The 19,500-nt window shown below is 60.3% G+C and carries 18 protein-coding genes and 1 pseudogene; 11 read left to right on the top strand and 8 right to left on the bottom strand.

Annotation, left to right across the window (positions count from 1 at the left end; all coding sequences use genetic code 11):
* The 7 genes and pseudogenes from U1A53_RS08605 to moaC all read left to right on the top strand — a co-directional run.
* Nucleotides 1-1,023 (top strand): annotated as a pseudogene (locus U1A53_RS08605) (glycoside hydrolase family 15 protein); the annotation flags it as partial.
* Nucleotides 1,024-1,082: 59 nt separating this feature from the next.
* Nucleotides 1,083-2,456 (top strand): alpha,alpha-trehalose-phosphate synthase (UDP-forming), encoded by a 1,374-nt coding sequence (gene otsA, locus U1A53_RS08595; protein ID WP_305725322.1) that lies wholly within the window; start codon nt 1,083-1,085, stop codon nt 2,454-2,456.
* 131 nt (nt 2,457-2,587) lie between these two features.
* Entirely contained in the window at nt 2,588-3,493 is a 906-nt protein-coding gene (locus U1A53_RS08590; RefSeq protein WP_305725321.1) for a mechanosensitive ion channel family protein, read from the top strand.
* A gap of 39 nt (nt 3,494-3,532) precedes the next feature.
* The gene (locus U1A53_RS08585) at nt 3,533-4,225 is read left to right on the top strand and encodes a response regulator transcription factor (protein ID WP_322280246.1); all 693 of its coding nucleotides are present in this window, start codon (nt 3,533-3,535) and stop codon (nt 4,223-4,225) included.
* Nucleotides 4,222-5,478 (top strand): ATP-binding protein, encoded by a 1,257-nt coding sequence (locus U1A53_RS08580; protein ID WP_322280245.1) that lies wholly within the window; start codon nt 4,222-4,224, stop codon nt 5,476-5,478. The genes U1A53_RS08585 and U1A53_RS08580 overlap by 4 nt, the downstream gene beginning before the upstream one ends.
* Nucleotides 5,479-5,527: 49 nt before the next feature.
* Nucleotides 5,528-6,526 carry a GTP 3',8-cyclase MoaA gene (gene moaA / locus U1A53_RS08575; protein ID WP_322280244.1) on the top strand — a complete coding sequence of 333 codons (999 nt, stop codon included), beginning with the start codon at nt 5,528-5,530 and terminating at the stop codon, nt 6,524-6,526.
* Nucleotides 6,527-6,636: 110 nt separating this feature from the next.
* Nucleotides 6,637-7,089 (top strand): cyclic pyranopterin monophosphate synthase MoaC, encoded by a 453-nt coding sequence (gene moaC / locus U1A53_RS08570; RefSeq protein WP_322280243.1) that lies wholly within the window; start codon nt 6,637-6,639, stop codon nt 7,087-7,089.
* 3 nt (nt 7,090-7,092) lie between these two features.
* Here the strand turns inward: moaC and U1A53_RS08565 are convergent, their stop codons facing one another.
* The 6 genes from U1A53_RS08565 to U1A53_RS08540 all read right to left on the bottom strand — a co-directional run bounded on the left by U1A53_RS08565 (nt 7,093) and on the right by U1A53_RS08540 (nt 14,620).
* On the bottom strand, nt 7,093-7,650 hold the full coding sequence (locus U1A53_RS08565; protein WP_322280242.1) for a hypothetical protein: 558 nt from the start codon (nt 7,648-7,650) through the stop codon (nt 7,093-7,095).
* Nucleotides 7,651-7,778: 128 nt separating this feature from the next.
* Nucleotides 7,779-9,086, bottom strand: a complete 1,308-nt coding sequence (locus tag U1A53_RS08560; protein WP_322280241.1) for a DUF1501 domain-containing protein — start codon at nt 9,084-9,086, stop codon at nt 7,779-7,781.
* A gap of 36 nt (nt 9,087-9,122) precedes the next feature.
* Nucleotides 9,123-11,603 (bottom strand): DUF1549 domain-containing protein, encoded by a 2,481-nt coding sequence (locus tag U1A53_RS08555; protein ID WP_322280240.1) that lies wholly within the window; start codon nt 11,601-11,603, stop codon nt 9,123-9,125.
* Nucleotides 11,604-11,781: 178 nt separating this feature from the next.
* On the bottom strand, nt 11,782-12,513 hold the full coding sequence (locus U1A53_RS08550; protein ID WP_322280239.1) for a PEP-CTERM sorting domain-containing protein: 732 nt from the start codon (nt 12,511-12,513) through the stop codon (nt 11,782-11,784).
* A gap of 265 nt (nt 12,514-12,778) precedes the next feature.
* Nucleotides 12,779-13,852, bottom strand: a complete 1,074-nt coding sequence (locus U1A53_RS08545; RefSeq protein ID WP_322280238.1) for a Gfo/Idh/MocA family oxidoreductase — start codon at nt 13,850-13,852, stop codon at nt 12,779-12,781.
* 210 nt (nt 13,853-14,062) lie between these two features.
* Nucleotides 14,063-14,620 carry a DUF3592 domain-containing protein gene (locus tag U1A53_RS08540; protein ID WP_322280237.1) on the bottom strand — a complete coding sequence of 186 codons (558 nt, stop codon included), beginning with the start codon at nt 14,618-14,620 and terminating at the stop codon, nt 14,063-14,065.
* Nucleotides 14,621-15,001: 381 nt separating this feature from the next.
* Between U1A53_RS08540 and U1A53_RS08535 the strand changes: the two genes are divergently transcribed.
* The 4 genes from U1A53_RS08535 (at nt 15,002) to U1A53_RS08520 (ending at nt 16,565) form a co-directional block, all read left to right on the top strand.
* Nucleotides 15,002-15,349: a hypothetical protein gene (locus U1A53_RS08535; protein WP_322280236.1), complete on the top strand. Its 348-nt coding sequence runs from the start codon at nt 15,002-15,004 to the stop codon at nt 15,347-15,349.
* Nucleotides 15,350-15,412: 63 nt separating this feature from the next.
* Nucleotides 15,413-15,643, top strand: a complete 231-nt coding sequence (locus U1A53_RS08530; protein ID WP_322280235.1) for an addiction module protein — start codon at nt 15,413-15,415, stop codon at nt 15,641-15,643.
* The gene (locus U1A53_RS08525) at nt 15,640-15,939 is read left to right on the top strand and encodes a type II toxin-antitoxin system RelE/ParE family toxin (RefSeq protein WP_322280234.1); all 300 of its coding nucleotides are present in this window, start codon (nt 15,640-15,642) and stop codon (nt 15,937-15,939) included. Before U1A53_RS08530 ends, U1A53_RS08525 begins: the two co-directional genes overlap by 4 nt.
* Before the next feature lie 113 nt (nt 15,940-16,052).
* Nucleotides 16,053-16,565, top strand: a complete 513-nt coding sequence (locus U1A53_RS08520) for a hypothetical protein (protein WP_322280233.1) — start codon at nt 16,053-16,055, stop codon at nt 16,563-16,565.
* Between the two features lie 613 nt (nt 16,566-17,178).
* On the opposite strand, the gene U1A53_RS08515 is transcribed toward U1A53_RS08520, so the two are convergent.
* Both U1A53_RS08515 and U1A53_RS08510 read right to left on the bottom strand, forming a co-directional pair.
* Nucleotides 17,179-17,580 carry a helix-turn-helix transcriptional regulator gene (locus U1A53_RS08515; RefSeq protein WP_322280232.1) on the bottom strand — a complete coding sequence of 134 codons (402 nt, stop codon included), beginning with the start codon at nt 17,578-17,580 and terminating at the stop codon, nt 17,179-17,181.
* A gap of 405 nt (nt 17,581-17,985) precedes the next feature.
* On the bottom strand, nt 17,986-19,494 hold the full coding sequence (locus U1A53_RS08510; protein ID WP_322280231.1) for an AAA family ATPase: 1,509 nt from the start codon (nt 19,492-19,494) through the stop codon (nt 17,986-17,988).
* Nucleotides 19,495-19,500 lie beyond the last annotated feature (6 nt).

Raw genomic sequence — 19,500 nt, 5'->3', positions numbered from 1 at the left:
CAGCGCAACTGGGACTACCGGTACTGCTGGCTGCGCGACGCCTTCTTTGTCGTGCGGGCGCTCAACAGCCTGGCCGAGGTCGGCACCATGGAAGACTACCTGCGCTGGCTGTCCAACGCGGTGGTCGGTGCCAATGGGGGCCATGTGCAGCCGCTGTTCGGCATCGGGCTGGAACGCGACCTGCCCGAACGCATCTGCGAACGGCTGCCCGGCTACCGTGGCATGGGTCCGGTGCGCGTGGGCAACCAGGCCCACGAACATTTCCAGCACGACGTCTACGGCAACATCGTGCTCGGCGCAGCCCAGGCTTTCCACGACCGGCGCCTGCTCAACCCGGCGGGTCTGGCCGAGTTCGAGCGGCTCGAAGCGGTCGGCGAAAAAGCGGTGCGCATCTTCGACCAGCCCGACGCCGGCATGTGGGAACTGCGCACGCGTGCCCGTGTGCACACCTCGTCGGCACTGATGTGCTGGGCCGCCTGCGACCGGCTGGCCAAGATCGCGCAGACACTGCAACAGTCCGAACGCGCCGCCTACTGGCAAAAACACGCCGAAGGCATGCGCGCGCGCATCCTGCGCGAATCGTGGAGCGAGGAACGCCAGGCCTTTGCCGAAAGCTTCGGCGGGCGCGACCTCGACGCCAGCGTGCTGCTGATGGCCGAGGTCGGTTTCATCGATCCGATGGACCCGCGCTTCATCGCCACCCTGGACGCGCTGGAGAAACACCTGTGCGACGGCCCCTACATGCGGCGCTACGAAGCGGCCGACGACTTCGGCACGCCCGAAACCGCGTTCAACATCTGCACCTTCTGGCGCATCGACGCGCTCGCGCGCATCGGCCGCGTGGAAGAAGCCCGCGCCATCTTCGAGACCATGCTCTAGGCGCGCAACCCGCTGGGCATGCTCTCCGATGACACGCACGCCACCACCGGCGAGATGTGGGGCAACTACCCGCAGACCTATTCCATGGTGGGCATCATCAACGCGGCCGTTCGCCTGTCGGCCGCCTGGGACACGGTGATCTAGATGAGCCGCCGGGCCGCTCCCAAGGTGAATGCCGCAGCGCGCTGCGCGGAGGCTCTCTGATGGGCCGTCTTGTCGTCGTCTCCAACCGCGTCGCCGATCCGCGCAAGACCGCTTCGGGCGGGCTGGCCGTGGCGCTCGGCCAGGCGCTGCAGGCCTCGGGCGGTCTCTGGTTCGGCTGGAGCGGCAAGATCGTGGAAGGCGGAACGCCCGGCGAAGGCGACGTCCATCTGCAGTCGGCCGGCCCGGTGCAGCTCGCCACCGTGGACCTGAGCCGCGAGGACCACGACAGCTACTACCTGGGGTACAGCAACGGCGTGCTCTGGCCGGTGTTCCATTACCGGCTCGACCTGGCCGATTTCGATGCCGGGTTCATTGGCGGCTACCGGCGCGTCAACCAGATGTTCGCGCACAAGCTGGCGGCGATGCTGCGGCCCGACGACGTGATCTGGGTGCACGACTACCACCTCATCCCGCTGGCCGCCGAGCTGCGCAACATGGGCTGCCAGCAGCGCATGGGTTTCTTCCTGCACATCCCCCTGCCCCCGCCCCTGCTGCTGGCCGCCGTTCCGGAACACGAGTGGCTGATGCGCTCGCTGTTTGCCTACGACCTGGTGGGCTTCCAGAGCGAGGCCGACGTGGCCCATTTCTCGCGCTACGTGGGCACCGAAACCTCGGCCGACATCCTCGGTGAACACGAATTCCGGGCCTTCGGCAAGACCCTGCAGGTGCAGGCCTTCCCGATCGGCATCGACGTGGACGAATTCACGGCCCTCGGCCAGGGCCGCGAGGCGGTCGACATGTACGAACAGATGCGCGACGAATACTCGCGCCGCCGCCTGTTGCTGGGTGTGGAGCGCATGGACTATTCCAAAGGCCTGCCGCAGCGCATCAAGGCCTTTCGCCAGTTGCTGCAGAACTACCCGGAGAACCTGGGCAGCGCCACGCTGATCCAGATCGCCGCGCCCAGCCGCGAGGCGGTCGATGCCTACGCCGCTCTGCGCCACGAGCTGGAGAGTCTGTGTGGTTCGGTCAATGGCGACTTCGGCGAACTCGACTGGATGCCCGTGCGCTACATCCACCGCAGCGTGGCGCGCAAGCGCCTGCCCGGCCTGTACCGCGCGGCCAGCGTGGCGCTGGTGACGCCACTGCGCGACGGCATGAACCTGGTGGCCAAGGAGTTCATCGCCGCGCAGGACCCCGAAGACCCCGGCGTGCTGGTGCTGTCGCGTTTTGCCGGCGCGGCCGAGCAGATGCGCGACGCCCTGCTGGTGAACCCCTACGACACCACGCGCACGGCCGAAACCATGCAACGCGCGCTGCAAATGCCGCTGGAAGAGCGTCAGCGCCGCCACCAGGCGCTGCTGCAGAACATCCGCGAACAGGACGTGCACTGGTGGCGCCAGCGCTTCCTGAACGCACTCAACGCCGTGTGAAGTGAACACCCCCGCAGCGCTTCGCGCTACCCCCTCAAAGGGGGCGGCACTGGCCGTCCGGCAAAGCCGGCCCGGCGGTGCCCTGGGTGACTCCGTGAGGCCTTTTTCACAACCCTTCTGGAGGAACACCCATGAACGGCAACATCCTGGACCTCGCCACTCGCTGGTGGATCAGCCTGGGCAGCGCTGCCACCACCCTGCTGCGGGTGACCATCATCCTCATCGCCGCCTGGCTGCTGGTCGCCATCCTGCAGCGCGGCATACGCACGCTGCGCATACGCATCGCCAGCCGCATGGACGACCGCGAGTCGAGCAAGCGCGCCGAAACCCTGGGCCGTGTCTTCCGCTACCTGGTCGGGGTGGTGGTGAGCCTGATCGCCGGCATGCTGGTGCTCTCCGAGCTGGGGGTGTCGGTGGCGCCCATCCTGGGCGCGGCTGGCGTGGTCGGTCTGGCGGTGGGTTTTGGCGCCCAGAGCCTGGTCAAGGACTTTTTCACCGGCTTCTTCATCCTGCTGGAAAACCAGATCCGGCAGGGTGATGTGGTCAAGCTGGGCGAACACGCCGGCATGGTGGAGGTGGTCACGCTGCGCTACGTGCAGCTGCGCGACTACGACGGCAACGTGCACTACGTGCCCAACGGCCACATCAGCACCGTGATCAACATGACGCGCGGCTTCAGCAACGCGGTCATGGACATCGGCGTGGCCTACCGCGAGAACGTGGACGAGGTGATGCGGGTCATGGCCGAAGTGGCCCGGACGATGCGCGAAGAGCCGGCCTTTGGCGCCAGCATCACGAACGAACTGGAGATCGCCGGCGTCGAACGCTGGGCCGACTCGGCGGTGGTCATCCGCTGCCGCTTTCGTTGCCGGCCCCTGGAGCAGTGGAACGTGAAACGCGAATACCTGCGCCGCCTGAAGGCCGCCTTTGATGCCGCCGGCATCGAGATCCCCTACCCGCACCTCACCGTGTACGCCGGTCAGGACCACGCCGGCAAGGCCACCGCGTTCCGCGTGCGCCCGCCCGAAGCGGCCTGAACGTCCGAGCGCCCGGCAGGGCGCGGCTAAACTGACCCCATGGCCCACCTGCTGATTGTTGAAGACGACGAACTGCTGCGCGACGCGCTGGGCGCTCAGCTCACGCAAGCGGGCCACCGCATCACCACCGCGGCCGACGGTGCCGAGGCCCTGGAGCGGCTGGCCTTGCAGGGTTTCGACGGCGTGGTGTTCGACCTCGGCCTGCCCCTGGTGGATGGCCTGACCGTGCTGCGCCGCCTGCGCCAGCGCCTGCCCGCCCTGCCGGTGCTGATCCTCACCGCGCGCGACGGCGTCGAAGACCGCGTCGAAGGCCTGAACGCGGGCGCCGACGACTACCTCACCAAACCCTTCAGCCCGCGCGAGCTGTACCTGCGCATCAGCGCCATCCTGCGCCGGGTGAACAAGGTGACGCACGTCTCCGAACTCCAGCGCGGTCGTTTCCTGCTGGACCGCAAAAACATGAAACTCTTCCTTGATGGCGCGCCGCTTGATCTTACCACCACGGAGTTCAAGCTGCTGACCACCCTCATGGAAAACGACACCACCGTCCACACCCGCGCGGATCTTTTGCGCGAGGTCTGGGGCTACAACAGCGATGTGGCCACACGGACGCTGGACACCCACATCAAGCGTCTGCGCGAAAAGCTTGGCGCGGCGGGCGCGCATATCGTCACCATTCGCGGCACGGGCTTCCAGTTCCAGACGGAAGCCGCCGCACCCACGTCTGCATGACCACGCTCTGCCTCGTCCTCACCCTGCTGCTGGCCGCGTGTCTCATCACCTGGATGCAGCGTGAAAAGCACTGGCTGCGGCGGTGGGAGGGCGTGGCAAAATCCATCGGCATGCGGGCACGGGATGCGAACCAACTGCCGGAGCAGGCAGGTGCCCTTTATCACGCCCGCCAGCAGGCCGAGCAGCAGGCGGAACAACGGCGCGTTTTTGAAACCCTGCTGGGCGAGATCAGCCAGGGCATCGCGCTGGTGGACGAGCACCTGCACATCCGTTACGCCAACCAACCGCTGAAAAAACTCCTCAACCGCCAGGAAATCCGTCCCGGCCGCGCCCTCATCGAGGAAGTGCGCGATCACCAGATCGCCAGCCTCGTGCAGGAGGCCATGCTGGAAAAACGCCACACCGTGCGCCGCATCCAGATGCTGCCGTCTTCTGTCGGCGCCGGGACGGACCTCGGCGGACGCCATTTCCTCATCGAATCTGCCCCGCTGCCCACCACGTCCGGCGGTGGTGCCTGGCTCATGATCCAGGACATCACCGAATCCGCGATGACCGAGCAGATCCGGCAGGATTTCGTCGCCAATGCGTCGCATGAGTTGCGCACACCGCTCACCATCATCAACGGCTACATCGAAATGATGCAGGACGGCGGCACGCCCAATCCCGCCTCGATGAAAAAATGCCTCGATGTGATGGAGAAGCACGGCAAGCGCATCGCCCGCATCATCGAGGACATGCTCGCCATCTCGCGTTTGGAAGATTCCAGCACGCCCCTGAACTGCGAACCCTTCAGCGTCCGCGCCTGCGTGCAGGATGCCGCTGATCATCTGGCCCCCATGATGGAAGGCCGCAACGTGCGCCTTGAGTTCGATTTTCCCAAGGATGGAGGCAAACTCCAGGGCGACCGCTTTTACTGGGACCAGGTCTTCACCAACCTCATCGAAAACTCCGTCAAGGAGAACAACCGGCCCGGCCTCGTCATCCGCGTCTCCGGTGAATGGCAGCAGGACCACTGCATCCTCAAAGTCAGCGACAACGGCATTGGCATCCCCGCGCACGACCTGCCCTTCGTCTTCAAACGCTTCTATCGGGGGAACAAGCATCACTCCTCGGAGATCAAGGGCACCGGGCTCGGGCTTTCCATCGTCAAACGGGCGGTCGAGGCCCATGGCGGCACAATCGAGCTCACCAGCACGCCGGGCGTCGAAACGAGCTTCACCATGCGCGTACCATTGCAGCATACGAAGGCTTGAGCACGCACGTAGAATGTGGTTAGAAGAGCGTTTCAACGCCTCCATCCTTGTGGAAGACCCCTTCGGCCATCGCATCTCCTATCTGCGCGTCTCCGTCACCGACCGGTGCAACGAACGCTGCCGTTATTGCATGCCCGAGGAGGAGCAGCCGTGGTTCGCCAAGGAAGACACGCTCACCTACGATGAAATGCTGCGTGTCGTGCGTGTGGGGGCCACACTCGGCATCAAACGCATCCGTGTCACGGGTGGCGAGCCGCTGACACGCCCTGGCATCGCCGGATTCTGCGGCGAACTGACGAAAATCCCCGGCATTGAAGGCGTCGCCATCTCCACCAACGGCACCTTGCTCGCCAAAACCGACAAGGGACGCACTCTTGCCGAACAACTTGCCCAAGGAGGGGTCCGCACGGCCAACATCTCGCTTGATTCCCTCGACCGCGCCGTTTACCAGCGCACCACGAGCCGCGATCTCCTGCCGCGCGTGCTGGAAGGCATCGATGCTGCCATCGACGCCGGTTTTGAATCCATCCGCCTCAACTGCGTTCTCATGAAGAACCAGACCGAACGCGAGCTTCCCGCCTTGATCGACTATGCGGCCAGCAAGAACGCCCTGCTCCGCTTCATCGAACTCATGCCCGTCAGCACCCAGGAAGTGCTCAGTGAGGCTAACTTCCTGCCCATCGCCACGGCGAAGAAGCTCGTCGAGCAAACGACCGGTCCGCTCATTGAGGAGCCTGATTTCAAAACGAATGGCCCCGCCGTCTATCACCGTGTCCCCGCCACCGACCAGAAGATCGGCTTCATCGGCGCGATGACCAACCTGCACTTCTGTGAGAACTGCAACAAGCTCCGCCTCACCTGCGACGGCAAGCTGCGCCCCTGCCTCGGCAGTTTCCTGGAGTTTGACCTGCGCAGCGTTCTACGCGGCGGCTGTGACGATGCCGAACTCGCCGCGTTCTTCCAAAACGTCGTCGCCCGCAAGCCCAAGGAGCACGACTTCCGCCACAACTACCAGCCGAACCGCCGCATGATCGCGATTGGGGGGTGAGGGAGGTGATGAGTTATCCGTTATGGGTTATGGGTTATGGTTGAGGAAAACATGTGACGCAGAACGCCCATCTCTTAACCTCTAACTCATAACCCTTCCCCCTTTCTTCCATGAGCAAACTGACTCACCTCAATCGCAAAGGCGAAGCCGCCATGGTGGATGTCTCCGCCAAACCGCCCATGCGCCGTGAAGCCGTCGCCGAAGGCCGCATCATGCTCGCCCCGACCACGCTTGAGCTCATTCGGAAGAATCAAATCAAGAAGGGCGACGTGCTCAGCATCGCGCGCATCGCCGGCATCCAGGCCGCGAAGCAGACGCAGCACCTTATTCCGCTCTGCCACCAGATCCCGCTCAGCAAAGTGCAGATCGACTTCGATCTGCGTCCCAAGGCCGTTCACATCACCGCCACTGCCATCACGGTGGCCGCGACTGGTGTCGAGATGGAGGCTCTCACGGCTGTCAGCATCGCCGCGCTGACGATCTACGACATGTGCAAAGCCGCCGACAAGAAGATGCGGATCGAAGGCATTCGTCTGGTGAGCAAGACCAAGCAGAGCTTGTGAAGCTTACGGTGCCGTGCCTGCCGCCGGCAGCGCCACACTCAGCGATGCCGCCACCTGCTTGAAGCCGTCCGTCACTTGTTGCAGATCCTCGTCAGCCACCTGACAGATCAGGAACCAGCGCAACTCGCCGAAATCGCGGCTCAGGTAATACCGCACGTGCGGTATCTTCTCGCCGAGGAGTTGCAGCGTACAATTTTCCTGCAACCGGGCAAAACCGTCGGCTTCCGCCAGTGGCGTGAACTTTGAACCCATCATCTTGCCAATGGGAAGCGCCGCCGCAGTCTCGGTAGAAAAGGCACGCGCATAATCTTCCAGCGAATGGGCGGACGCCATGGGGAAAAGCTGGACCACCACCAACGCATCGCCACCGGTCTCGACAGAAAGATGGCGAACGCCCTCCCCCAAATCCTCATCCTCCGCAATCTTCCAATTGCCGGGATACCGGAACTTGAGCCCGCCTTTCTCATAGCTCTGCGGCTTGGCCACGTCCGCCACAGGTTCACCGCAGCCAACAAGCAGGAGCCCAACACTGAGGAGGAGAATGGACGGCGCGATGTTCATTGGGAACGGTCGCCTTGCCCGGCCAATCGCTCAACGACTTTCACCTTTTGGGCCTTGCCAGGAGCATAAAAAACACGCGACGCTGGTGAGGCGTCGCGTGTTTGTGAATGCAGATGTTTCCCTGACGCTTACGCGAAGAGATTGGTGATCGGCTGGCCTTTGTCAGCAATCGTGAACGGACGCTTGCTGGGGCTGTAGATGACGTGGTCGAGCGGAAGACCCAGCGCGTAGGCGATGGAGGCGTTGAAGTCCATGATCTTGACCTTGTCCTCAACGACTTCGCGACCTTCCTTGTCGGTCTTGCCGTAGGTGTAGCCACCTTTGACGCCACCACCGAACATGACGGCGGAGAAAGCCTTCGGATAGTGGTCACGACCGACGTTCTGATTGATGTCAGGCGTGCGGCCGAACTCGGAGGTCAGCACGATGAGGGTGTCCTCCAGCAGACCGCGGTTGTGCAGGTCGGACACGAGAGTGGCAAGACCCTTGTCGAGCGTTTCGCAGCGCTCCGGCACGGCGACGAAGTTGGCGTTGTGGGTGTCCCAGCCGCCGAGAGAGACTTCGACGAAACGGACACCGCGCTCAACGAGACGACGGGCGAGCAAGCAACCCTGGCCAAAGGCTTCGCGACCATAGGCAGCGCGGAGTTCGCCGGGTTCCTCGGTGAGGTCGAAGGCCTTCAAGTCTTCTGACTTCATCATCGCCATGGCGTCATCGTACATGTCGGCATAGGCCTTCACGTTGCGGTGTGGGAAGGTTTTGCGGAAGTCCTGGTCGAGTTCGTCGGCCAGCTTCATACGAGCCTTGAATTTGTCCTCAGGAGCGCCGTTTTTGATGTTCTTGAGGCCGTTTTCAGGATTGCTGACGAACAGCGGGGCCTGCGCGGCGGGGAAGAAGCCTGCGCCGGGATGGCGGCTGTCATTGCCGATGAAGACGAAGTTTGGCAGGGTGCTGTTGCCACCGCCCTGGAACACATTGAGCCAGGCTCCCATGGCAGGGTGGCGGATGGTACCGCGCAGCTCATAGCTGGTGTGCATCATGTAGTTGCCCTGCTCGTGCGCGCCCTGGGTGGAGGTGAGCGAGTTGATCACGGTGCCGTGGTGCATCTGCTGCGCGGTGAGCGGCAGATACTCGGAGATGCGGACGCCGTCGGCGCTGGTCTTGATGGGCTTCGTCGGGCCGGCGGTTTCGACGCCTTCCTTCGGATCCCAGGTGTCCATGTGGGACTGACCACCGCTCATGTAGAGGTAGATGACGTTTTTCGCGGTGGCAGCCTGCTTGAGCTTCGAGGAGCCCTCAAAGGCGGCGAAGGACTTGCTGGTGAGCGAGTTGCCAAGAAGGCCGACCCCAAGAAGCGAGGAAGCGGTTTTGGCGGCGAAGTCGCGACGGGTGATTTCACCGGAGCGAACGAGTTTGGTGGCGAGTTCCTGTTTCATGGAGGTGCGCGTGTGTTGTTGGTTTTGGGTACTGTCTTACTGAATGAAAATGAACTGCTGGGTGTTCAACAGAGAGAAGACGAGGTCGTCCATGGTGCTGAGGCCGCTGTCCTGCGCCTTGAGCCACACTTCCTTCTCGCGAGCGGTGGGCTTGCGGGAGAGAACGGTCATGTAGGCGGCCTCAACCTTGTCATCAGGATACTGGGCCTTGTTCACGGTGAGCATGAGCTGGCTGTAGCGGCTGGTGATCTGCGGCAGCAGGCTGCCGTTCATCATGGCGAGCGCCTGCGGCACACTGGCGTCATTGTTGGCGTTTTCGATGGTCTCACGATCGCTCTGGCCGAACTCGCGCAGATAGTGGCCACGTGGAGCGGGGCTTTCGAGTTCAGCGGCACGCAGGGTGTTGCGAGCGACCTGCTCGCGGGCGTTGATGTAGGACTTCACTTCCTTTTCCGGGATTCCGAAAAACTCGGCTTCCTCGGCATATGCGGCGCGAGCTTTCTCGGAAACGGCCTGCTTCTCTTCTTTGCTGAGTTCTTTGCGGTCATAGCCGGGGATGATGACCCGTTCCGTGCGGGTGCCGTTGGACATCATCATCATGTCGCCACCGTTCATCATGGCGGGCGCTGCCTCAGAACCGCCTTTGGTGTTCATGGCGACCGTCTGGTAGGGCTTGCCGGTGACTTTCTCAAAGAGCTTCTTCTGGCCGGTGGTGATGACCTCGGCATAGGTGACGCGGCGGCCTTCGTTCTGGATGCGGTTGACCTCGTTGCGAATGGCGTCGGACTTCTTGCGCAGTTCATCCGCTTTCGTGACAGCAGCGACCTTGGCAGGGCCTTCAGGCATCGCATCGGCCGCGTCACGGGCGTCTTTGGCTGCCACACGCGCTTCGGCGAAGAGCTTTTGCTGCACTTCGGTGCGCTCACGGTTCTTGGCGTAGATGTCAGCAGACTTCTTGAGGCCAACGAGGGCTTCCTCGGGAGTGAGGGCATCGACGCTGTCGGCGATCTTCTTGGCCTGAAGGATGCGCTGCTCCATCTGTTCGCGATTGGCCTGATTGATCATGTCCGGGCTCGGATTGATGAGCGTGACAAAGGAATCCCACATCTGCTCGGCGCTCATGCGGCGCAGCAGCGGGCCGGTGAAGTGATAGACATTGCCGGGGGCGTATTCCTGACGGGTGACCTGGGCCTGGTAGGCCTTGGTGTTGTAAAGCACGCGAAGGACGGCCTTCATGTCATAGTTCATGTCCACGACGAGCTTCTCGATGTGCTTTTCCATCTCGGGAATCATCGGCACCGTGGTGTCCATGAGTTCGTCGAGCGGCTCGATGAGGGCGAGGCCAAACACGCGCTTCCATAGGCGATTGGCAATAACGGTGGTGAAACGCGGGTTTTCAGGGCTGGTCATCCAGCGTGCATAAGCCTGCAACGGTGTCTCGCCCGGCTGGGTGATGCACTCGTGGCCCATCATGGCACCGGGTTCGACGGAGGATTTGGGCTTGGCATCGCTGTACTGATAGTCATGCGGCAGGGTGGGCTTGCGGTCACGGCTGCTGACGGAGGTGTAGCGCATGGTGTCGCGCACATCGTTCATCGACTCCTGGTAACCGCGCTGCTCGCTGCGGAGCTTCAGGCGGGCTTCCTCGCGCTGCTTGTTCACGGCAGTCATCTTCTCGTTGTACTCCTTCTGCTGGCGGGCAAACTCGTTTTCAAGGGCCTTGCGCTCGTCATTGGTCATCTTGCCCTTGACCTGCGGGCGCTGCGGGCGCTGCGGCTCTTTGAAGGACGCGCGGATGGCGTTTTCTTTCTCACGCAGGAGATCCGACACATCGCTCATGACCCCGCCGCTGTAGTCCTGTGTCTGCACGCCGTAGGTGAAGGCCGCCATCTTGTAGAACTGCATCTGCGACCATTTATCGAAGGGATGATTGTGGCACTGGGCGCACTCGATGCGCGTGCCGAGGAAGACGCGCACGGTGTTCGCCATGTTGTCGAGCGGCATGCCGCGATCACGCATGTAATAACCGATGGCACCGTTGTCCCAAGCTTTGCCTTGGGCGGCGATCATGTCGCGCACGAACTGGTCGTAGGGCTTGTTGGCGCGGAGGCTCTCCTTCACAAAGGTCGCGTAGGCCGCGCCAGTGATCGCGCCGGTCTGGTTACCGTTGGAGGTCAGGCGGAGCACGTCGGCCCAGTAGTTGAAGAAATGCTGCACATAGGCTTCGGAGCCGAGCAGCTTGTCGATGAGCTTGGCGCGCTTGTCAGCATCCTTGGAAGTGAGAAAGGCATCCGCCTCACGCGTCGTCGGGATGCGGCCGATGGTGTCGAGATAAATGCGGCGGACGAACGTGTTCTCATCCGTGGCAGGATTGCCCTGGAGCTTGTTCTTCTGCCAGTCAGCAGCCAGGATCGAGTCGATCTGCTTTGCAGCAGCACTGGTGTCCGGTTTGTTGGCAGCATGAGAGAATGACAGCAAACAGGTGGCCAGCAGGGGGTAGGCGAAGAGGTTCTTCATGGGCGGACAAACGCCACGAAAATCATGCTTTTTCACAATTCATGCATAAAGATGAAAATTCGCGATAACCAAACAGCTCACTTTTTGCCCTGCCGGAGTTGCTGTGGAGAGGCAAAAGAGGCCGCCGGTTTCTCAGCGGCCTCTTCCTCGGAAGGAGTGTGGGTTGTTCGAATAGAAATTAACCGCGTACCCTGCGACGAAGCAGGAACGCCATGCCTGCCGCCGCGATCAGCAAGGCCCCCCCGGGCTCAGGAATGGGAGCGCACAATCCCTTGAGTACAATATTGTCGAGGTAAAGCGCGTCGCCATCTTTTCCCCAAGCATACAGTTCGACATGAAACTGCTTGCCCGATGTGTCGAGCCCCGTTGGCAGGGCACTGGAGCCCGCTGAAAAATCCAGATCCAAAGAGTTCCAACTGCCAGTGCCGCCCAACAGCACCGGTCCCGAGGTACGATGCTGGACGGCTCCTGCGGAATCCTCCCAGAAAATGGAAGCCTGAATGGCGTCAGCCGAGGAATGACCAGGTCGCTGCCAGTCCAGCGAAACTCCGGAGATGTCGGCCATCGCATCTGCTCTGACAAAAACATCATAGGAAAGAGTATTCACCGCTTGGGACAAGTCAGTCCGCGCCAGCGAATAATCATAGACAAAATCCCACCCCTCAAAGCAGCGGAACTTGGATCCATCAGGCCCGCCAGTGTGCAGGCCTTGATTCAAGGTGTTGAGTGCCAGGTCGGTGGTCCAAACACACGGGGCACAGTAGTCAGGGATGTTCGAGTCCCAATCATTGGCGAGCTGGTTGAAGTTATACAGAACGAGGACATCAGCCAAAGAACCCGATGAACCCAGCGTCAGAACCGGGCACGAAAGCAGTAGAGTGGCAACAAGTGCATGGAATCTTGTTTTCATGGCGGAAGCAGAAGTGCGGCAAAAATGAAACTTAAAAACGTGGTTTTTCCAGTAGTTGAGTGATTATCCCTGCCAAGCCGGCGCGACACAATATCGAAAATGTAAATTTTATCACATTCATCTCGCATAACTGATATTTAAACCGCCTGAGTTACCCGCATCGAAACAAAGCCTGATCACATGGCAGCCCTCTTCCAGAGAGCCTTTAGACGAGCACTCGTTAAAGAAGGCTGCCACGAACTCCGCTGTTAGCACTGAGCATCAGTCACCCCACCAGCTTGAGCGTCCGCTTCTCCTGCGCGCTCTGAAACGCCGTATCGACGATCTGCTGACCAATGCGGGAGATGTCGAGGCGGAGCGGACCGATGAGCGGTGCGCCGGTTTCAAGGTGGTGAATGACGTGCTCGACCGGGTTGCGGTTCGGCGCGAGAACGGGATCGACGGCCACGTCGAAGCCTTCGGGCTTGGCGCGGGTCTGGACGCGCACGGTCGGCTCGTAATCGTAGCAGGAAATCGTGCCGTCGGTGCCTTTGAGGACGAAACCGCACTTCGGCTGCGGCTGGAAGGTCCAGGGATCCGTGAAGGTGCCCCAGCGCGTCTCGCTTTTGCTCAAACCGAAGCTGTAACGGATCACGGCCACGGCATGTTCATCGACCTCCAGTCCGACGGGTTCGTCCCAGACGCCGGTGACTTCGAGCGGGGCCTTGCCACCGAGATGCCAGGTGCCCAGCGTGGTGCCGTAGCCCATGTAATCGAGCAGCGATCCCCCGCCCTGCGCCTTGCTATAAAACCAGCTCGCGGCCTTGTCGGCGGCACTGGGTTCCTTTTCGATCTTGTCGGCACCGTGGTAGAGCGGGCCACGATTGCCGCCGTGATGGTGAAACTCGCGCACCTCGCCGATGACGCCTTCCTGAATCAAACGATGCGCCGTCTGCTGCCCGGCATCCCACACCAGCGGCCAGTTCACCGTGAGCAGCTTGTCATGCGGCTGCATGGCGGCGATCATCGCATCCGCCTCGTCCAGCGATCCGGCGAAGGGTTTCTCCATGATGATGTGCGTGCCGAATGGGGCGATCCTTTTCACCCACTCGCCATGCTTCGAGGCCGCAGGACAAAGGATGACGATGTCCGGCTTGGTCTGTTCCATGCAGGCCCGGTAATCGGTGAACACCTGCCCTTCGCCGAGGCTGAAATTCCGCGTGGCATCCACCAGCCGCTCCGGCTGTTCATCGCAGATGCCCACGATCTCGGCGTTGGGATGCTCGAAGGTCTGCCGCAGCAGGTCACCCATGTGAAAGTGGTCGAAGTTAATGCCTGCGATGCGCCATTGTTTGCTCATAAGCCGTCATCGAAGCCGAGACGTCGCAGAATGACAATCTGATTTTAGCTCTCGACCTTCGGTGACGGAGCGCGGACTTCAGTCAGCAGTATACTCAGCCGGCACTTGTTGCTCCGCACTTCGTCGAAGATGCAGCGGCACAAAAAAACTGCGCAGGCGGTGCATTGCACGGCCTGCGCAGGATTTGCAGTTCTAGATTTCAGCCAAGAATCAGGCGTGTTCAGCCTGGGCGGATGCAGGTTTGTAAATGACGAACATGTAGATGGCGGTGAGCAGGCCGCCAAGACAGGCCGCAATCCCCACCAGGAATGTCCAGGAATTGTCCGTGGAGCCGCCAACCAGGATGGCGGTGTCAGTGTTCGTCGGCAGGTAGCGCACTTGAACTTTGGGATCGCTGATGGTGTCGCCAGAGACATGGGCTTTGAAGAAGCCGCTGGTAACCTTGAAGGGTTTCTTCTGGGGAACTCCGGTCTGCGGAGAAAAGCTCACATCGAAACTGTAGCTCGACGAGCGACGGCGTCCGCTGCTGGATTCGCCTCCATCAATGACTCCTTCGACGGTAATGCCATCTTTTTCCAGTTCGGCGAGGCTTTGCTTGGTGTTGTAGCCTTGAATTGCCAGGAAGGGGCCTGCAAGGATAGCGATGACGGCGACGAGTTTGATTTGCGTAGGTTTATCCATATGTATTGAATTGAATTCGGCCACCGTTCTAAAAAGACGGAGAACATGCGTCAATATTTTTTTGCAGTCATCGAGCCAGCGCGGCAACTGGGCGAGTTTGGGGACTGGTTCCGGGGGCGGATGGCATCCGATGGGCCGACGGCGCGGAACAAGGCGCGGGCCAGGAACACCCGTTCGCGAGTTCCCCGACCGAAACATTGCCCGAGGTCGGAGGGCCGCCGAGAGTGGGGCTGCATCGTGAAACTCGGAGATCATCCCCCTTGGCTTCGGCGACTTCATCGGCGGCTGTCAATTGGTTGCACCCTGACGTCGTTTCCCGTCAGGTTCAGGCATGGGGCGGGAAAGAATTTGGGAAAGAACGACAACGACGTTCTCGTGATGAGCACCCACATCGGATGCAGGCGCTTCCTCCGGTGAGAGAATGGCCCCTTCAGTTGTGCGCCAACCTGATCGAACCCATCCACTGCCATGAAACAACGCCTCCGCCTCCTGCTCCGCGCTTCCTTCGTCATGCTCATGCTGGGCATCACCGCCACGCCGCTCCTCGCCGATCTGCCACAACAACGCAAAGCCCTCGACGAACTCCAGGCCGCCAAGAAAGCCGACGACCCCATGCCGTTGCTGGAGTCCGCCAAAGAACGCATCACCAAGGCCAACAAGGGAAACAAGGGTGGCGACAAGGAAGACGTCATCGACAAGATCGACGAGGCCATCAAGGAGTTGCAAGCAGGCAACAGGAGCAAAATGGAGCAAAAGATCAACGCGGCCATCGCCAACCTCCATCAGGGCAAGGACAAGTCGAAACGGCCGAAGTGAGGCCGCATCGCCGGAGATTTACACGCTTGGCAATCCAAGGACGATCCGTTACCATCCGTTATCATGGCTACCCAAGAACTCTTTGCCCAAGCCGCTCGTCTTCCATCCGAGGAGCGGCGTTTCCTGGCTGAAATCATCTGGGAGACGGTGGATGCGGATTTACCTGCCCAGTGGGACAATGACTCCACCATCGCCACCGAAGTCGAGCGGCGCTTTGAGGCGTTCAAGGCCGGCCGGGAGCGTGGTTTGTCGCATGACGAGGTGTTTGCCGCTGCCAAAGCACTTGTGGCATGAAGGTGGTTTATTCGGAGCACTTCCAGGCGGAGCTGTGCTGTATCACCGGACGCTACAGCACCGAGGACAAGGCACTTGGCCGACGTTTCGTTCAAACGGTCGAAACTGCGACCTTGGAGATTCAGGCGGATCCGCTGCGCTGGCGGATCTTTGATGGCCGCGTACGTCGCTGCCTCGTTCCCCGCTTCCCGTACATCATCTATTATTTGGTGGAGGACGATCTGCTCTACTTCGGGGCCTTGCTGCACAGCGCTCGGCACCCGGAGACCTATCGCACGTCGTTCACGGATCTGTAGGCAGAGATGAACCACAATGCGATTCCGCCAGCGGGCGTCGGCGAGTGTGCGGGATTCGTCCTCAACGGAGCTTTGGCTTGTGGTGCAGCACACATTCTCCAGATTCCCATCCTATGAAATACTTCCTGCTTCTTCTGCACCTGGTTGTGCTGTCGTCGTGCCAGACCACCGCGGATTACCGTGCGGGCAGCGTGGCCGAAGCCAGGGCGTATGCCAGGAGAGCGGTGGAGCTGGGCGTCGTGCACCAGGGCGGCGAGGCGGCGTTGGTCGCGGAGAAATCGAACGGCAAGCCCTTGGAAAAGCCATGGAACCCCCAAAAGATCGACAACTTCCTGACCCAGTATGCGGCGGAGCATCCGCGCCTCGTGGCGATCAATCGCGCCGCCACCCAGGGGGAGATCAGTGAGAAGGAGCGCGAGGTTCTCGTAGCGGTGCTCAAAGGGCAGGAAGAACGGAGGGCCGAACAAGAGCTTGCCGAGCGGCAGGAAGCCGCAGCCGCACTCAATCAAACGGCCGCCATGATGGATCAGACCTCGTCGTTCCGGCAGAACTCGGCGCTCATGCAGGCCACGCCCACATCGTCCTATTCCGGGTTCGGCACCGGCTTCGGTGGCAGAGCCTACTGAGGTGGGATGTTTGAGCATGCCGGGAGGTCGAAGGAAACACCGCAGAGGTGAGAAGACCGCAGAGAGATCAGCTCCTGTGTCTCTGTGTTCCTCGGTGACCTCGGTGGTGAATCCACCGGGGAACTTGGATCAACCACAGAGAGCACGGAGAGGCACAGAGGATGAAGTTTTTCAGGTCTCTGCGGTCTTCTAATCTCTCGCGGTGCCAATCATCGGTTGGGCGGCATCTGTCATGAAGTTGCAGCCTGAGGCATTTCCCCAGACTTCCAAACCGGTCACACCGCGAGAGTTGAGATAACCGCAGAGAAAGGCCATTCAGAAAGTCTTCTCCCGAATAACTTGGCTGGTAAAAGATGGGTGGTAAAAAATGAGAACCGCTGTTTGCGGATCTTTTACCGCCCATCTTTTACCAGAGAAAGTTACTCCTTGCTCCACACCCCAGTCGCGCGGCGTTCCGGTGCTCTGCGGTTATCCAAACTCTGCGCTGCTTCCATGCAGGGCTGCTGGGAGATTTCGCGGCGGAGCCGGAACGAGCACGCCGGGAGGTCGGGGCGGGTGGCGCGAACAGGCGGTGAGATGGGGACGTGGCTGAGAGGAGATTGCCTGTCGCTGATCAGTGCGATTGGGCCGCTGGCTTGCGCAGTTGCCGCATGATGCGCAACTGCCTGCTTACCTCTTGGCGGTCGAGCAGGCCCTCATCATAGAGAGGTTTGAAAAAGACACTCGGGCGCGGATGCTTCCTCCCGGAAATGGAGGGTTTGCCCGCAAGCTCCAGGCGTCCCCCGACCTCGTAAAAAACGGTCAGATGATCAAAGCCCACGCCTTGGATGAATTTGATGATTTTCTCCACCGTGAGACGTCCGCAGTATCGCTCGCAGGTGGCGATGGTGTGCTCGGAGATGCCTGCTCGGGTGGCTAGTTCCTTCGGTGACAGGTCGGCATGCGCTCGGAGCTGGCCCAGCAACTGGCTGAGCATCCGGCTGTGCCAGGAGACACGGGCGGGTTTTCGTTTCATGCCGGCATTTTGCCAGACCGTGCGCAAAACGACAATCAAATTACGGAGATGGCCGCCTACGGAACACGCGGAACAGACGGAAAGCCAGCAACGTCACAAGCATGATAATCACCTTTGAACGGAGTCATGGTAAAGCCCTTTTCCGAGTGTTCCGTGTGTTCCGTAGGCCATCCGTTCCCGTTTTCAGATTCAGTCACTCTCTCGCGTTTCCTCCAACCTCCGCCCCCTCTCCGCAGTGCTTCCATGCAGGGCATCTGGGAGATTTCGAGGCGGAGCCGGAACGAGCACGCCGGGAGGTCGGGGGCGGGTGGCGCGAACAGGCGGAGCGATTGGGACGTGGCTGAGAGGCGATTGCCTGTCGCTTGTCTATGGGTTGCGCCTTGGCGTCGTTTCCTGCTTTCCACATCACTGAAGCGCAAGCCTAGAAAGCGTACCTGTGATGAACTGGCCCAATCCAGTTCCTTCGATGTCTGGGCGGCCCATTTCCCTGAACAGCAGCCAGTTCTTGGATTTCTCCCACTTCTTTCCGGAAGCGCCAAAGATTTCAAACTCACCAAGAGCTACAGTCCCTGGGCAAAGTTTATCCAGTGCTTCCTGAGTGATATAATTCTCTGTGGAGTGCCGATCTGTGGCAAACACGTTGAACCCTAGAGAAGCGCACAGGTCGTGAAATGGCCTGACTGCTTCGGACATGTCCATTGATGAATCCGTCCTCTCACTGTCGAATACAATGCTGACAGAAGCAGCACCCAGCCTCTTCAGTTCGGCCAGTTCGTCGGCAATCTTCTCGGGTGGTGCCTTGATCCAATCGGAACCATTGAGCGACCAGATGAGGAAATGTTGTTCGAGATTAAACTTCCTCAGAATCTCTCGAAACGCCTTAATGTCAGTCCTCCCCTCAACCAAAAGCAGGTGATTAGCTCCAAGCTCTGCAAACTGGCTATATCCCATCTCAGAGATGGATTGCGCAATGGTTGGGTTCAAATGTTTGCCAAAGGGTTCAAGCCTTCTGGCTCCTGACGCATCCTTCGTCATCATCAGCACGCGATCAGCAACGCTGCGCGCAAGGCCTACACTGTGCGAGGTTGCAATTAGCCCATAACGAGCCTTGGACGCCAATACCCGCACGAACGCCTCTTGCATTTTAGGGTGGAGACCAATCTCCGGCTCATCAATCAATATCCAGTCCGGGGCCGCAATCATGGCGTTGCCAAGAACAATAATGTAATGAGATAAGCCATCACCTAACTCACTCAGGGAGAAACGGCCTTCATCAGTTCTGACAAGCAACTGACTCCCATCTTTTGCGACTGTGATTTCGAATCGGCTAAACCCGAACAGAACCCGAAGCTCTTCCACTAACGCGCTGACTTTTTCCGCGTCGGAAATCCGCTTTCCGTTCGCCCATTCATCCCACTGAGCAACGAACTGCTGGCCAATGTGCATTCCATAAATGTCACCTTGAGCGTTGACTGTTGGGCTGCGAAAAGCCGGCACATAAAGCGCGTTGGTAAACAGTGACATGGCTCTAAAACGGCTTTCGGGAGTCACATTGTCCCCTCGCACGTCCATGTGTACTCCCACGGCATTTGAGTGGATGCCGGCACGTGAAGTAAACGACACGGTCCACTTTGCAGTGTCATTCGCAACAGCAACACTGAAGCTACTAGTTGGATTTGAACGACAAACCAGCGTCTCAAAGCTTGTGGAGATCTGAGCGTCATACTTGCGATTGTCACGCTTTGCCGCAGGTTCAATCACATTCTTCAATTCGACAAATGCACGAAGGAGTGCGCTTTTGCCGACATTGTTTGGACCCAGAATAAACGTAATGCCCTCACTAACCGTCATTTCAACGGGATGTGATAAACCAAAGGGACGGTAGTTCTGAAGAGTGTAACTAAACTGTTCCATAAAACA

The sequence above is a fragment of the Prosthecobacter sp. genome (assembly GCF_034366625.1).
In the GTDB taxonomy this organism is placed as follows: domain Bacteria; phylum Verrucomicrobiota; class Verrucomicrobiia; order Verrucomicrobiales; family Verrucomicrobiaceae; genus Prosthecobacter.
The sequence above is the reverse complement of the archived record's forward strand: the minus strand, read 5'-3'. Positions and strand labels throughout refer to the sequence as shown.